The organism is Angustibacter sp. McL0619, assembly GCF_049994355.1.
Lineage (GTDB): Bacteria > Actinomycetota > Actinomycetes > Actinomycetales > Angustibacteraceae > Angustibacter.
Genome location: NZ_CP188257.1, coordinates 2025816 through 2039817 on the forward strand (window position 1 = coordinate 2025816; position 14002 = coordinate 2039817).

The window sequence follows — 14002 nt, forward strand, 5'->3', positions numbered from 1 at the left end:
GTCGAACCACTGGACGACGGCACCTCGGACCCATACGTTGTCGCTCACAACAATTACGCCCACGTAGCGTCGACGTGTCTAACACGTGACGGACGTGCGCCGGTCGAGGAGGCGGTCTGGAGTGGTAGGCAAGCGCTACGTGGCAGCGATTGGGGCCCTGGGTGTGGCTCTCGCGCTGACTGCGTGTGGGAACAGCAGCGACGACGCGTCGAGCAGTTCGAGCAAGACAGCGTCGAAGGGCAAGATCGGGGTCATCCTGCCCGACACCAAGTCGTCCGCTCGGTGGGAGTCCTCCGACCGTCCGGCACTGGAGAAGGCGTTCAAGGACGCGGGCATCCCCGCGATCATCGACAACGCCCAGGGTGACAAGAACCGCATGCAGACCATCGCGGACCAGATGATCACGCAGGGCGTCACCGTCCTGGCGATCGTCAACCTCGACTCCGACTCGGGTGCGGCCATCCAGGCCAAGGCCAAGAAGGCCGGCATCGCGAACATCGACTACGACCGGCTGACGCTCGGTGGTAGCGCGGACTACTACGTGTCGTTCGACAACAGCAAGGTGGGCACGCTCCAGGGTGAGGGTCTGCAGACCTGCCTGGGCGCCGACAAGAAGGCGAACATCGTCTTCCTGAACGGCTCGCCGACCGACAACAACGCCACGCTGTTCGCAGCCGGCGCACACGCGGTGCTGGACAAGAACACCAACTTCACGAAGGTCGCCGAGCAGCCCGTTCCGGACTGGGACAACACCAAGGCCGGCACGATCTTCGAGCAGATGTTCACCCAGCAGAAGGGCAAGATCGACGGCGTGCTCGCGGCCAACGACGGCCTGGGCAACGCGGCGATCGCGATCCTGAAGAAGAACCACCTCGCCGGCAAGGTTCCGGTGACGGGTCAGGATGCAACCGTTCAGGGTCTGCAGAACGTCCTGGACGGCAGCCAGTGCATGACGGTCTACAAGTCCGCGAAGGAAGAGGTCGGCGCTCTGGCTGACCTGGCCATCGCGATCACCAAGGGCGAGAAGGGCACCACGACCGGCACCACGCGTGACGACACGGGCAACCGCGACGTCCCGTCCGTGCTGCTGGACCCGAAGTCCATCACCATTGACACGGTGAAGGACGTCGTGTCCGACGGTGGCGCCAGCGCCGCCGAGGTCTGCACCGGCACCTACGCCGAGCTCTGCACGAAGCACGGCGTCTCCTGACGCGCTGACCGTGGTGGCTCCGGTGCCGACTCGGCACCGGAGCCACCCGGTGGCACGATGCGTCCAGGAGCTTCGAAGGAGAGGTCATGACCGAGTCCGCCGTACCCGCCCCGAACACCCCGGCCGACGCCGACGCGACCAAGCGCCCGGCCACTGATCCGGGCCAGCCGCTGCTCGAGCTGCGCGGCATCAACAAGAGCTTCGGCGCCGTGCACGTGCTGCACGACGTCGACCTGGCGATCTACCCGGGCCAGGTCACCGCGCTGGTGGGCGACAACGGCGCCGGCAAGTCGACGCTGGTCAAGACCATCGCCGGGATCTACTCCGCCGACACGGGCGACTACCTCTACGAGGGCCGCCCGGTCGAGGTGAGCGGCCCCAAGGACGCTGCGGCGCTGGGGATCGAGATCGTCTACCAGGACCTCGCGCTCTGCGACAACCTCGACATCGTCGAGAACATGTTCCTCGGCCGCGAGAGCAAGTCCCGCCTTCTGCTGGACGAGGGCGCGATGGAGGACCAGGCCCGCAAGACCCTGGCCTCGCTGTCGGTGCGCACGATCAAGTCGGTCCGCCAGTCGGTGGCCAGCCTGTCCGGCGGTCAGCGCCAGTCGGTGGCCATCGCGAAGGCCGTGCTGTGGAACTCCAAGGTGGTGCTGCTCGACGAGCCCACCGCCGCGCTGGGGGTGGCGCAGACCCGGCAGGTCCTTGACCTGGTGCGTCGGCTGGCCGACCACGGTCTGGGCGTGCTGCTCATCTCGCACAACATGGTCGACGTCTTCGAGGTCGCGGATCGCATCACCGCGCTGTACCTCGGCCGGGTGGCGGCTGACGTGGCCGCCTCGGAGGTCAACCACAGCCGCGTGGTCGAGCTGATCACTGCGGGCCGCTCCGGCGACCTCGGCATCTCCAAGGCCACCGCGGCCGAGTCCGCCTGACGGCGCGACCGCCCACCACTTCACAGCACTTGCGAGGGAGCAGAACATGACGACGACCTCCAGCGACGAGGCCAGCGTCGCCGGCACCGACTTCACGGGTGACGAGCGCGCCGTGACGCTCGGTGGCGCGACCCGCGAGTACGTCGACAAGCTCCGCGGCGGTGACATGGGCGCTCTGCCCGCCGTCCTCGGGCTGATCGTGCTCGGTCTGGTCTTCACGATCCTTCGGCCGGACACGTTCCCGTCGTTCGGCAACCTGGCCAACCTGACCGTGCAGGCCGGCCCGATCTGCGTGCTGGCCATGGGCCTGATCTTCGTGCTGCTGCTCGGCGAGATCGACCTGTCCGCCGGTGTCGCCGGCGGTGCCTCGGCCGGCGTGATGGCGATCCTGATCAACGACAAGGGCTGGGGCTGGCCGCTCGCCGTCGTCGGTGGTGTGGTGACCGGCTTCGTGATCGGCACCCTGATCGGCCTGCTGGTGTCCCGGCTCGGCATCCCGTCGTTCGTCGTCACCCTGGCGTTCTTCCTTGGGCTGCAAGGCATCACGCTGAAGCTGATCGGTGAGGGTGGCACCGTCCCGGTGCGCAACGACGTCATCGTCGGCATCGCGAACAGCAACCTGCCCGTGGCCTGGGGCTGGGTGCTCGCGGTCGTGGTGTCCGTCCTCTACGCGCTCGTGCAGCTGCTGCGCCTACGGCGTCAGATCGCTCACAACCTGCAGCACCCGCCGTTCGCGCTGGTGCTGATCCGGGTGATCGGGATGGCCGTGATCCTGCTGGCCTTCACCTACGTCCTGAACGCGAACCGCGCCCGCGTGCCCACCGTCGTGGTCGCCGGCATCCCGTACGTCGTGCCGATCGTCGCCGTCCTGCTGGTGTTCTGGACGCTGATCCTCGGCCGCACCGGGTACGGCCGGCACGTCTACGCGGTCGGCGGCAACTCCGAGGCGGCGCGTCGCGCCGGCATCGACGTCGGCCGGATCCGGATCTCGGTGTTCATGATCTGCTCGTCGATGGCCGCGCTGTCCGGCATCATCGCGGCCTCGCGGCTCAACGCGGTGACACCCGACGCCGGCGCCGGCAACACCCTGCTCTACGCGGTCGGCGCGGCCGTCATCGGCGGCACCAGCCTCTTCGGCGGCAAGGGCAAGGCCCGCGACGCCGTCATCGGTGGTCTCGTGATCGCGACCATCGACAACGGCCTGGGCCTGTTGGGCCTGGACGCGTACGTCAACTACCTGGTGACTGGTGGCGTGCTGCTGCTGGCTGCCTCGGTCGACGCGATCTCGCGCCGTCGTCGCAGCGCGACCGGTCACTGAGCAGGGACATGGCCGTGACATTGGCCGACCGGCTGAGGGGGAGGTGACGACTTGGCTACTGCACGACGTCCTGGTACCGGGACGAACCAAGAGGCCGTGCGTCGGCACAACCTCGGCACGGTGCTGGCTCACCTGCACCACGACGGGCAGCTGTCCCGCGCCGAGCTGACGGTCCGGATGGGCTTGAACCGCAGCACGATCGGCGCACTGGTGGGCGAGCTGGTCGAGCTGGGTGCCGTCGTCGAGACGGCCCCCAGCGAGCGGCCGGGCGGACGACGTCCGGCCGGCCGGCCCTCGCTGGACGTCCGCCCGAGCAGCGACGCGGTCTACGTCATCGCGGTCGACGTCGGGGTCAAGGTCCTGCAGGTGGCCAGGATCGGGCTCGGCGGCGACGTTCTGCAACGAGCCAGCGGGCGGACCCCGGTCTCACACAGCCCGGCCGCGGTCGCGACCGCGGTGGTGCGACTGATCCGGCAGATCGTCAGCTCCGCCCCGCCGGGCAGCGCGCTGCTCGGGATCGGCCTCGGTGTCCCCGGTGTGGTGCGCGAGCGGGACGGCGTGGTCCGGTTCGCGCCGAACCTGGGCTGGCACGATGTCCCGTTCGCCCAGCTGCTGCGCGAGCGGATGAGCCTTCCGGTGTTGCTGCACGTCGGCAACGACGCCGACCTCGGCGTGCTCGCCGAGCACACCCGCGGTGCCGGCGTCGGCTACGACAACGTGGTCTTCCTGATGGGGGACGTGGGTCTTGGCGGTGGCGTCATCGTGGACGCGCACCCGTTGCAGGGCATCGGCGGCTACGCCGGTGAGCTCGGGCACCTGATCGTGAACTCCCGCGGGCGGGTCTGCCGTTGCGGCAGTACGGGTTGCTGGGAGACCGAGGTCTGCCTGCCGGCGATCTCACGGGCCCTGAAGCTGGACGACGGCGAGCTCGACGAGGTGATGCAGCGGCTGGCGGAGGTTGAGCGCCCGTCGGCCGCCCTGCGTGAGGTTGGCCGGTACCTGGGCGTCGGGCTGGGCAGTGTGGTGAACGTGCTGAACCCCGAGGTGGTCGTCCTGGGTGGGCTCTTCCGGGCGCTGTTCCCGGTGGTCCAGGCACAGGCGCTGCAGGCGCTGACCGACTCGGCCCTGGAGGCACCTCGAGAGCAGGTGCACGTCGTGGTGCCGATGCTCGGTGGCGACGCGGTCCTGATCGGTGGCGCGGAGAAGGCGTTCGAGTACCTGCTGGCCGACCCGGCCCGGGCGCTCTCGGAGGCCTGCCGGGACGCGATCACCGCCACGGCGGCACCCGAGCACGGCCTGCGCGATCAGTCCAGGGCGAGCGTCCCGGCGTAGACGTCGCCGAGCACGGCTGCCGCCGCGCCGGTGGACGCAGCGTGCAGCCCGAGGGTGCTCAGCTCCACCCGGCAGCTGCTGACGGCGTCCAGCTCGCGGGTCACCACCGGCAACAGCCACGGGCCGAGCGGGACGAAGGACCCGCCCAGTACGATCAGCTGCGGGTCGAGCGTCGCGGCCAGGGTGGCCAGACCCGTTGCGAGAGAGCGCGCCAGGCGTCCCACTCCGGCCTGGACGGTGTCGTCGACGGCGCACCTCGCGGCGATCTCGATGGCCACCGCGACCGGGTCGCGGCCGTCCAGGTCCTGCTCGGTGCCGGTCTCGCGAAGCAGGGCGCGCAGCCCGATCGCGGTCTCCCAGCAGCCGCTTCGCCCGCAGACGCAGCGCCGCCCGGGCTCGCCCAGCGGTGCGTGACCCACCTCGCCGGCCAGCCCGTGCGCTCCGCGACGGACCTGCCCGCCGACCACCAGCCCGGCGCCGATACCCACCGTGCCGGTCAGGTAGAGCAGGTCGGCGATGCCCCGCGCGGCGCCGAACGCGGACTCTCCCGCCGCGGCGCAGTTCGCGTCGTTGTCGACCAGGACGCTGGTCTCGCCCAGCGCCTGCGTCAGCACGGCGGCGACGTCCCGGTCGTGCCACTGCAGGTTGGGGGCGTCGATCACCCGACCGGTGCCCAGGTCGACCTGGCCGGGCACGGCCACCGTGACGCCGAGCACCTTGCGTCCGTCCGTGGCCAGCCGGTCGACGCTGTCGCGGGCCAGCGCGACCAGCCGGGCGAGCCCGGACTGCTCGGCGGCGAGCGGCACCTGGGTGCTGAGTACCACCTGACCGGACAGGTCCAGCGCCGTCGCCGCCAGGTATCCGACGTTGACCTCCAGGCCGAGCCCGACCGGGTGCGAGCCGGCCAGGGTGACCGGGCGACCGGGTCGACCCGATCGCCCGGTCGCCGCGACCTCCGGCTGGGCGGCACCGTCGCGGACGGCACCGGCCGCGACCAGGTCCGCCACGATCGTCGAGACCGTGGCTTTGGCCAGCCCGGTGCGCTGGGCGAGGGCCGCCCGGCTGGCCGGGCCGTCGTCGCGCAGCGAGCGAAGCAGCAGCGCGCTGTTGTCCCGCCGCAGCCGGTCGGTCGCCGCCGGGGCGCCGGCCGGTAGGGACGATGACACCGCGCTCAGCCGCGGACGCCGTACAGGTGCTCCAGGGCCAGCTGGTCGAGGTGCTCGAACGCCATCCCCTGGGCGGCCAGCACCTCCGGGTCGGCCAGGTCCGCCTGCTCCAGCGCCTGCCAGCCCTCGCCGGCGTCCAGCGTCGGCACCGCGAGCTCGTCCAGCCGGGAGGCGACCAGCGCCTGCTGCACCTCGGGGTCGGCGCGGAAGGCGCGCACCTTCTCGCGAAGGATCAGGTAGTTGCGCATGCAGGCCGCGGCGCTGACCCAGACGCCGGCGTCGTCCTCGGTGCGCGAGGGCTTGTAGTCGAAGTGCACCGGCCCGTCGTACCCGCCGGCCAGCAGCGTGTCGACGATCCAGAAGGCACCGCGTACGTTGCCGGCGCCGAAGCGCAGGTCCTGGTCGAACTTCGGACCGTTCTGGCCGTTGAGGTCGATGTGGTAGAGCTTGCCCTGCCAGAGCGCCTGCGCGTAGCCGTGCGCCGCGTTGACCCCGGCCATCTCCTCGTGGCCGATCTCCGGGTTGACCCCGACGAGCTCGGGCCGGTCGAGGGTCTCGATGAAGGCGAGCGCATGGCCGACCGTGGGCAGCAGGATGTCCCCGCGCGGCTCGTTCGGCTTGGGCTCGATGGCGAACTTCAGGTCGTAGCCGCGGTCGGTGACGAACTCGCCCAGCAGGTTGAACGCCTCCTGGTACCGGTCCAGCGCAGCCGGGATGTCTTTGGACGCCCCGAACTCGGCACCCTCGCGGCCGCCCCAGCAGATGTAGGTCTTCGCACCGAGCTCGGCCGCCAGGTCGATGTTGCGCATGACCTTGCGGATCGCGTACCGGCGCACGTCGCGGTCGTTGGCGGTGAAGCCGCCGTCCTTGAACACCGGGTGGGTGAACAGGTTCGTGGTCGCGGTCGTCACCACCAGGCCGGTGTCGGCCAGGCCCTTGGTGAACCGGTCGATGATCCGCTGGCGCTCGGCGTCGTCCACGCCGAACGGGATCACGTCGTTGTCGTGGAAGTTCACGCCGTACGCACCCAGCGCGGCCAGCTCGTGCAGGGAGCGGACCGGGTCCAGCGGGCCGCGGGTGGGCTCACCGAACGGGTCGCGACCCTGGTAGCCGACGGTCCACAGCCCGAAGGAGAACTTGTCGGTGGGGGACGGTGCGGGGATCTGCATCAGGAGCTCCAGTCATCGGTTCGGTCGCGCAGCCTGGCGTAGGCCTCGCGGACGTGCGGGGTGGGTTCGGCTTCGAAGGTGAGGGGGTCCGGCAGGCTCCAGGACGGCGGCGCGTCCGCTCCGGACAGCGACCAGGCGGCCTGTCGGGCGGCGCCGAGTGCGACGTACTCGGACTCCCCGGGGACGACGACGGGCCGGCCGAAAACCGCGGGCGCCAGCTCGCGGACGGCGCGGCTGCGCGCCCCGCCGCCGAGCAGGACGACCCGCTCGACCGCGACGCCGGTGACCCCGGCGAGCCGGTCCACGGCGTCAGCCAGCGAGCAGAGCAGGCCCTCGACGGCGGCCCGGGCCAGGTGCTCCGGACCGGTCGCGGTGGTGATCCCGTGCAGCGTCCCGCGGGCCTGCGGCCGGTTCGGGGTGCGCTCGCCGTCCAAGTAGGGCAGCAGCGTCACCCCGCCGGCGCCCGAGGGCGCGTCCAGGGCCAGGGCGGAGAGGCCGTCGTGGTCGGTGCCGAGCAGCCGGGCCGTGGTGTCGAGCACCCGGGCGGCATTGAGCGTGCAGACCAGCGGCAGGTAGGCACCGGCGGCGTCGCAGAAGCCGGCGACGTCGCCGGTCGGGTCCGCGCACGCGGTGGCCGCCACCGCAGAGGCGACGCCGGAGGTGCCGACCGAGACGGCGACGTCTCCCGGGCGCAGTCCGAGGCCGAGCGCGGCGGCCATGTTGTCCCCGGTGCCAGGTGCCACGACAGCGCCGCTCGCGGAGCGCCCGACGACCTCGTCCGGTGCGGCGACGCGGGGGAGCCGCACGTCGTGGCCGAGAGCATCGGTGGCCAGGTCAGGGCGCCAGGCGCTCGTGGCGGGGGAGAAGTAGCCGGTGCCGGAGGCCTCGCCGCGGTCGGTGGTCGGTTCGTGCGAGCGGCCGGTCAGGTGCCAGGTCAACAGGTCGTGCGGGAGCAGCACCTGGTGCACCCGCTCGGCGTTCGCCGGCTCGTGGTCACGCAGCCAGCGCAGCTTGGTCGCGGTGAACGAGGCGACCAGGACCGACCCGACCGCCGCGGCGCACGCCTGCGGTCCGCCCCACGACTGCACCAGCTGCTGCGCGGCCTGCGCGGACCGGGTGTCGTTCCACAGCAGCGCTGGGCGGACCACATCGCCGCCGGCGTCCAGGGCAACCATGCCGTGTTGCTGGCCGCCGACCGCGACCGCCGCGGCGCGGGGCAGCAGGTCGGCGCTCACCTCGTCCAGGGCGTCCAGCCAGGCCTGCGGGTCGACCTCGGTGCCGTCCGGGTGCGGTGCGCTGCGCTGGTCGACGACGGTGCCGTCGTCCGCGCGGACCAGGAGGGCCTTGACCGACTGCGTCGAGGAGTCGACGCCGAGCACCAGGTCGGATGACTGCGATGGCATGAACAGCATCTTCGTTCGAGTCGTGAACTAAGTCAAGACCAGCGCGCCGAGGGTCTTGCGCCGAGTCGCCCGCCGAGGCAGGATGGACGGAGATTAGTAGGAAAAGAAGTTTCCTATTAGGAGTGGCCGTGCGTCGTTCGTCCTGGACCAAGCCCGTGCTCGTCCTGGTCTGCGCCGTCGCGCTCGCGCTGGTCGTCGCGGCGTCCGGTCCGGCCGTGGCGGCGTCCAGCGGACGCGCGGGCCCGCCGACCGTCGTCCGGGTCGATCAGCTCGGGTACCCGGCCGCCGCCGCCAAGGTCGCCTACGTGATGACCGCACGTTCGGTCGCGGCACCGCACTTCACGGTTCGCGACGGCCGCGGTCACGTCGTCCTGCGCGGGCGCACCGGCAGCAGCCGCGGGCCTTGGAACGCCACCTACGGCGCGGTGTTCACCGCGGACCTGACCGCGCTGAAGCGAGCCGGCACCTACCACGTCGAGGCGCTCGGCAGCCGGTCGCCGGCCTTTCGGATCGCGTCCGCGCGGCAGCTGTACCTGCCCCGCGTGGCCGACACCGTCGCGTTCTTCCAGGCCCAGCGGGACGGCGCCGACGTCGTCCCAGGACCGTTGCAGCGCAGGCCTTCTCACCTCAACGACGCGCGCGCCGACGTCTACGACTGGCCGACCTACGAGGACCCGGACAGCGACGTCATCGTCGGGTCGTCGCTGCACCGCGCGAGCGGTCCGCCGGTGGACGTCGAGGGCGGGTGGTTCGACGCCGGCGACTTCGTCAAGTTCACCCACACCACGGCCTACAGCGACGCCCTGCTGCTGATCGCCCAGCGCGACCTGGGCGCCAGTGCACCGTCGTCCCTGGACCGCGAGACCCGCTACGGCCTGGAGTGGCTGGCCAAGACCTGGGACCCGGCCAACGACCGCATGGTGATCCAGGTGGGCATCGGGTCCGGCAACGCGGACGGCACGTTCAACGGCGACCACGACCTGTGGCGGCTGCCCGAGGTGGACGACGGATTGCCCGGCCCGCAGAACCGCTACCTCGCGCACCGGCCGGCCTTCGTGACCGACGCCCGTCCAGGCCGGCTGGCGCCCAACCTGGCCGGCCGGGTGGCGGCGTCCTTCGCGCTGGCCGCCCAGGTGGACGCCGCGCGTGCCCCGCGCCGGGCTGGGGCCGAGCTGGCCACCGCCATCCAGATCTACTCGCGGGCACGCTCGACGGGCGTCACCGAGTCGGACGTCGTCACCGCACTGCCGCACGCGTTCTACCCCGAGTCGTCCTGGCGGGACGACCTCGAGCTGGGGGCGGTCGAGCTGGCCGACGCGACCCGGGCGCTGCACCTATCCGGCGAGCAGCACTGGCTGGACGTCGCCACCCACTGGGCGCGGCAGTACCGCGCGCACGAGGCCGGCTCGGACACGCTGAACCTGTACGACGTCAGCGCCATCGCGCACGCCGAGCTCGCCGGCGCCCTGCAACGGGCCCAGCCGATCCGGTCGGCCGGGACGGTGGCGGCGCTGACCGCGGACCTGCGCGCCCAGCTCGCCATCGGCGTCCACCGCGCGGCGGGCGACCCGTTCCGGGCCGGCGGTCGGCAGGACGACTTCGACGTGGCCTCGCACACCTTCGGCCTGGCCGCGACCGCCTCGCTCTACCGAGGGGTGGCCGGCGGCAGCAGGTACACCTGGTTCGGTGCCGGCCAGCTCGGCTGGGTGCTCGGCGCCAACCCGTGGGGCCAGTCCCTGATGATCGGCGTCGGGACCAGCTACCCCCGGTGCCCGCAGCACGTGGTGGCCAACCTGTCCGGCGACTCCACCGGCCGCAAGGTGCTGCGCGGCGCGGTGGTCAACGGGCCGAACGACGCGTCTCTGTTCGACGACGGCCTCGGTGAGTTCTTCGACGAGGGCCGCACCTGCCCGGCGGACGGGGTCGATGTCAACGCACCGTTCAACGGCCAGGGCAGCGCCTACGTGGACGACGTCCGCTCCTGGCAGACCGTCGAACCGGCCGACGACTTCACCGCCAGCGCCGCGCTGGCGTTCGCCCTGGCGGCAGGCGTCGGCTGAGCCCGGCTGGGGTGCTCGGCGGCCATCGGCCAGGATGGACGGGTGAGCGACGTCCACCTGCCCCCCGGCTGGCCGGTCGCGGTGCGGCCGCCGCAGTCGCCGGGCTGGCAACGCAGTGCGGTGGGTTGGCTGCTGGACCAGTGTCCGTCCGAGTACCGCGCGCACCCCGTGCTGCGCTCGCAGCCGGTGGCGCTGGCCTGGCTGGCGCTGCTGCACGTCACCGCGCAGGGCCGGGCGAACGCGGCGGCCCGCGCCGAGGCGCGGGCCGACCTGCGCGAGCACCTGGACCCCACCGCACTGGACGCGTTCATGGTCGCCCTCGACCACGAGCACGCCCGGCTGCTCGAGCTGCACCGAGCCGTCCGACTGGTCGGGGACGCGCTGCGGGGGCTGCGCTACGTGCCGAGGTTGTGAAGACCGAGTCGGCCCAGCCGGGCTGGGGAGCCGCAGAAGGCCGCGCGCACCTAGACTGACCGGATGCTCCTCGAGAAGATCCAGGGGCCGCGCGACCTGCGACGGCTCGACCGGGACGAGGCCCAGGCCCTCGCCGGGGAGATCCGCTCCTTCCTGGTCACCGCGGTCGCCCGCACCGGTGGTCACCTCGGCCCCAATCTCGGAGTGGTCGAGCTGACCATCGCCATCCACCGCGTCTTCGACTCGCCGCACGACACCGTCGTCTTCGACACCGGCCACCAGTCGTACGTCCACAAGCTCCTGACCGGGCGTCAGGACTTCGACGGGCTGCGCAGCGCCGGCGGGCTATCCGGCTACCCCTCACGTACCGAGAGCGTGCACGACGTCGTCGAGAACTCGCACGCCACGACGGCGCTGTCCTGGGGGGACGGCATCGCCAAGGGCTACCGGCTGCGCGGCGAGAAGGACCGCCACGTGGTCGCCGTGATCGGGGACGGCGCGCTGACCGGCGGGATGGCCTGGGAGGCCATCAACAACATCGCCGCCGACAAGGACCTGCCGCTGACCATCGTGGTCAACGACAACGAGCGCTCGTACGCGCCGACGACGGGTGGCCTGGCCCAGCACCTGGCCACGCTGCGCACCACCCGCGGCTACGAGAGGTTCCTGTCCTGGGGCAAGCAGGCGCTCGGCCGCACGCCGGTCGTCGGGCCTGCCATGTACGACACCCTGCACGGCATGAAGAAGGGCCTGAAGGACATCGTCGCCCCGCAGGGCATGTTCGAGGACCTCGGCCTGAAGTACATCGGCCCCGTCGACGGGCACGACATCGAGGCCGTCGAGCGCGCGCTGCGCCAGGCCCGCTCGTACGGCGGCCCGGTGCTGGTGCACGTGATCACCCAGAAGGGCCGCGGGTATCCGCCGGCCCTGGCCGACGAGGGTGACCGCTTCCACGCCGTCGGGCCGATCGACCCGGAGACGGGCGAGCGGGTGGCGAGTTCGGGCATCCCCTGGACTGACGTCTTCGAGGACGAGTTGGTCCGCATCGCGCGCGAGCGCCCTGACGTCGTCGGGGTGACCGCGGCCATGTGCATCCCGGTCGGGCTGGCCAGGTTCGAGGCCGCCTTCCCCGAACGGGTCTTCGACGTCGGGATCGCCGAGCAGCACGCGACGACCAGCGCGGCGGGGCTGGCCTTCACGGGGCTGCACCCGGTGTTCGCGGTCTACGCGACCTTCCTCAACCGTGCCTTCGACCAGGTGCTGATGGACGTCGCGCTGCACCGGGCCGGCGTGACCTTCGTGCTGGATCGGGCCGGGGTCACGGGCCCGGACGGCGCCAGCCACCACGGCGTGTGGGACATGTCCATGCTGCAGGTCGTGCCGGGGCTGCACCTCGCCGCGCCGCGCGATGCGGCCACGGTGCGCGAGGAGCTGCGCGAGGCCCTGGTCATCGACGACGCACCGAGCGTGCTGCGCTACTCGAAGGGTTCCGTTCCGGCACAGGACATCCCGGCCCTCGAGCGGGTTGGTGGGGTGGACGTGCTGCACCGCAGCGCGCGGGCCGATGTGTTGGTCGTCACCGTCGGGCCGATGGCCTCGGTGGGCCTGGAGGTGGCGCAGCGGCTGACCGCGCACGGCATGTCGGCGACGGTGGTGGACCCGCGCTGGGTGCTGCCGGTCGACCCCGAGCTGGTCGCGATGGCCGCTGGGGTGCGGCTGGTCGTCGTGGTCGAGGACGGCTCACGGGTCGGTGGTGTGGGAGCCCGGCTCGCCCTCGAGGTCACCGATGCCGGCCTGTCCACCAGGGTGGTCGCGTTGGGTGTCCCGCCGAGGTTCCTGGACCACGGCGAGCGGGGCGCGATCCTGACCGCGCTGGGTCTGAACGCGCAGGACGTCACCCGCCGGATCGTCGAGGAGCTGGCTGGTCTGGAGCCCGCGATGGACGGGACGCCGGTGGTGGAGGACTCCCAGTAGCCGACCGGCTCAGCGGAACAGCACGTCGCGCTGGTGCTGGGCGCGGGACCCTGCGGGGTCGGCCAGCGACGTGCGGGCCAGTGCTTCGGGTGACAGCAGCGCCACGGCGAGGCCGACCTCCTCGGCGGTGACCAGCAGCGGGCGCTGCACGCCGCGCAGCTCGGGCTCGGTGGCCACCGCGGCGGCACCGACGAACGCCGGGTCGATCCGCGCCAGGTCGAACCAGCCGCGTGAGCGCATGGGCGCGGCGACCGCGCGCATCCCGATGCCGTCCTCGGTCGCCAGGTGCTTGCGCAGCCAGTGCCCGCTGAGCAGGGTCAGCACGTCGCAGCCGCCGAGCGGCTTGAGGATGCCGCCGCCGTCGGTCTGCAGGCGGTCGGCGGCCAGGACGGCCATCTCCTCGCGATGCTTGGCGATGGCCTTCCACCACGGGCGCGTGTCGATGCCGGCAGCCGTGGCGGCACTCGCGGGCAGCGGCACCGCAAGCTGCTCGTGGTGCTCGGCGTCGGGTGGACGGCGCAGCCCGATCCCGACGTGCAGCACACCACCGAGGACCCGCTCGACGACCCAGTCCTGCCCGGGGTGCAGCGGGTGCCCGACGGGCAGCGCCAGTGCGACGGCCCGGCTCGGCTTGGCGTGCGCACCGCCGTGCAGGGCGGGTAGCTGAGCGAGCGTCACGTAGGCGTTCAGCCAGTCCCGCAGACGCAGCCGGCCGGTCAGCGACTCGGGGTCGGCGCCGTCCACGGCCAGGGCCAGGTCGTGCCAGCCGACCGACGTCCAGGCGTTGCGCTCGTCCCACTGCGAGCCGACGACGACGCCGTCCTCGCGGGGCTCCAGCGGGATGTCGTGCAGGACGCTCGCCGCCAACGTGCCGCGGCGCAGCTTGGCCACGTCCTCCGGCGGGTTCTGCACGGGACAACGGTAGAGGGCGCCGCTGCCGCGGACCACACCGAGGTGCACTGCTGTGACTGGTGGGACGCAGATACCGCCGATCGGCGCACCGCCGCGCCGGCCCGCAGCG

The 14002-nt window shown here is 72.1% G+C and carries 11 protein-coding genes; 7 read left to right on the top strand and 4 right to left on the bottom strand.

What is annotated here, in order from left to right:
- The first annotated feature begins 139 nt into the window (after nucleotides 1-139).
- From ACPPVT_RS09390 to ACPPVT_RS09405, 4 genes are all read left to right on the top strand, one after another.
- Nucleotides 140-1210 (top strand): sugar ABC transporter substrate-binding protein, encoded by a 1071-nt coding sequence (locus ACPPVT_RS09390; protein ID WP_426566724.1) that lies wholly within the window; start codon nucleotides 140-142, stop codon nucleotides 1208-1210.
- A gap of 86 nt (nucleotides 1211-1296) precedes the next feature.
- On the top strand, nucleotides 1297-2145 hold the full coding sequence (locus tag ACPPVT_RS09395) for an ATP-binding cassette domain-containing protein (protein ID WP_426566725.1): 849 nt from the start codon (nucleotides 1297-1299) through the stop codon (nucleotides 2143-2145).
- 46 nt (nucleotides 2146-2191) lie between these two features.
- Nucleotides 2192-3463 (top strand): sugar ABC transporter permease, encoded by a 1272-nt coding sequence (locus ACPPVT_RS09400; RefSeq protein WP_426566726.1) that lies wholly within the window; start codon nucleotides 2192-2194, stop codon nucleotides 3461-3463.
- A gap of 51 nt (nucleotides 3464-3514) precedes the next feature.
- On the top strand, nucleotides 3515-4795 hold the full coding sequence (locus ACPPVT_RS09405) for an ROK family protein (protein WP_426566727.1): 1281 nt from the start codon (nucleotides 3515-3517) through the stop codon (nucleotides 4793-4795).
- Here the strand turns inward: ACPPVT_RS09405 and ACPPVT_RS09410 are convergent.
- Genes ACPPVT_RS09410 through xylB form a run of 3 tightly spaced genes read right to left on the bottom strand, consistent with a single transcriptional unit; the run spans nucleotide 4768 to nucleotide 8533 of the window.
- A complete protein-coding gene (locus ACPPVT_RS09410) occupies nucleotides 4768-5961 on the bottom strand; it encodes an ROK family protein (RefSeq protein ID WP_426566728.1) in 1194 nt (397 codons plus the stop codon). The genes ACPPVT_RS09405 and ACPPVT_RS09410 overlap by 28 nt on opposite strands.
- Before the next feature lie 5 nt (nucleotides 5962-5966).
- Nucleotides 5967-7130, bottom strand: coding sequence for a xylose isomerase (xylA, locus tag ACPPVT_RS09415; RefSeq protein WP_426566729.1), 1164 nt, complete (start codon nucleotides 7128-7130; stop codon nucleotides 5967-5969).
- Complete coding sequence (xylB, locus tag ACPPVT_RS09420) at nucleotides 7130-8533, bottom strand: xylulokinase (protein ID WP_426566730.1); 1404 nt, start codon at nucleotides 8531-8533, stop codon at nucleotides 7130-7132. The genes xylA and xylB overlap by 1 nt, the downstream gene beginning before the upstream one ends.
- 128 nt (nucleotides 8534-8661) lie before the next feature.
- Between xylB and ACPPVT_RS09425 the strand changes: the two genes are divergently transcribed.
- The 3 genes from ACPPVT_RS09425 to dxs all read left to right on the top strand — a co-directional run bounded on the left by ACPPVT_RS09425 (nucleotide 8662) and on the right by dxs (nucleotide 12981).
- Nucleotides 8662-10593, top strand: a complete 1932-nt coding sequence (locus ACPPVT_RS09425; protein ID WP_426566731.1) for a glycoside hydrolase family 9 protein — start codon at nucleotides 8662-8664, stop codon at nucleotides 10591-10593.
- Nucleotides 10594-10635: 42 nt separating this feature from the next.
- Nucleotides 10636-11007, top strand: coding sequence for a hypothetical protein (locus ACPPVT_RS09430; protein WP_426566732.1), 372 nt, complete (start codon nucleotides 10636-10638; stop codon nucleotides 11005-11007).
- A gap of 63 nt (nucleotides 11008-11070) precedes the next feature.
- Nucleotides 11071-12981 (top strand): 1-deoxy-D-xylulose-5-phosphate synthase, encoded by a 1911-nt coding sequence (gene dxs / locus ACPPVT_RS09435; protein ID WP_426566733.1) that lies wholly within the window; start codon nucleotides 11071-11073, stop codon nucleotides 12979-12981.
- Nucleotides 12982-12990: 9 nt separating this feature from the next.
- Here the strand turns inward: dxs and ACPPVT_RS09440 are convergent, their stop codons facing one another.
- Nucleotides 12991-13893 carry a hypothetical protein gene (locus ACPPVT_RS09440; RefSeq protein ID WP_426566734.1) on the bottom strand — a complete coding sequence of 301 codons (903 nt, stop codon included), beginning with the start codon at nucleotides 13891-13893 and terminating at the stop codon, nucleotides 12991-12993.
- Nucleotides 13894-14002: the final 109 nt, after the last annotated feature.

What these genes read in the sequence shown, in the direction of transcription:
- dxs (WP_426566733.1), top strand. Translation starts at nt 11,071, where the DNA reads ATGCTCCTCGAGAAGATCCAGGGGCCGCGCGACCTGCGACGGCTCGAC.
- ACPPVT_RS09395 (WP_426566725.1), top strand. Translation starts at nt 1,297, where the DNA reads ATGACCGAGTCCGCCGTACCCGCCCCGAACACCCCGGCCGACGCCGAC.
- xylB (WP_426566730.1), bottom strand. Translation starts at nt 8,533, where the DNA reads ATGCCATCGCAGTCATCCGACCTGGTGCTCGGCGTCGACTCCTCGACG.
- xylA (WP_426566729.1), bottom strand. Translation starts at nt 7,130, where the DNA reads ATGCAGATCCCCGCACCGTCCCCCACCGACAAGTTCTCCTTCGGGCTG.
- ACPPVT_RS09400 (WP_426566726.1), top strand. Translation starts at nt 2,192, where the DNA reads ATGACGACGACCTCCAGCGACGAGGCCAGCGTCGCCGGCACCGACTTC.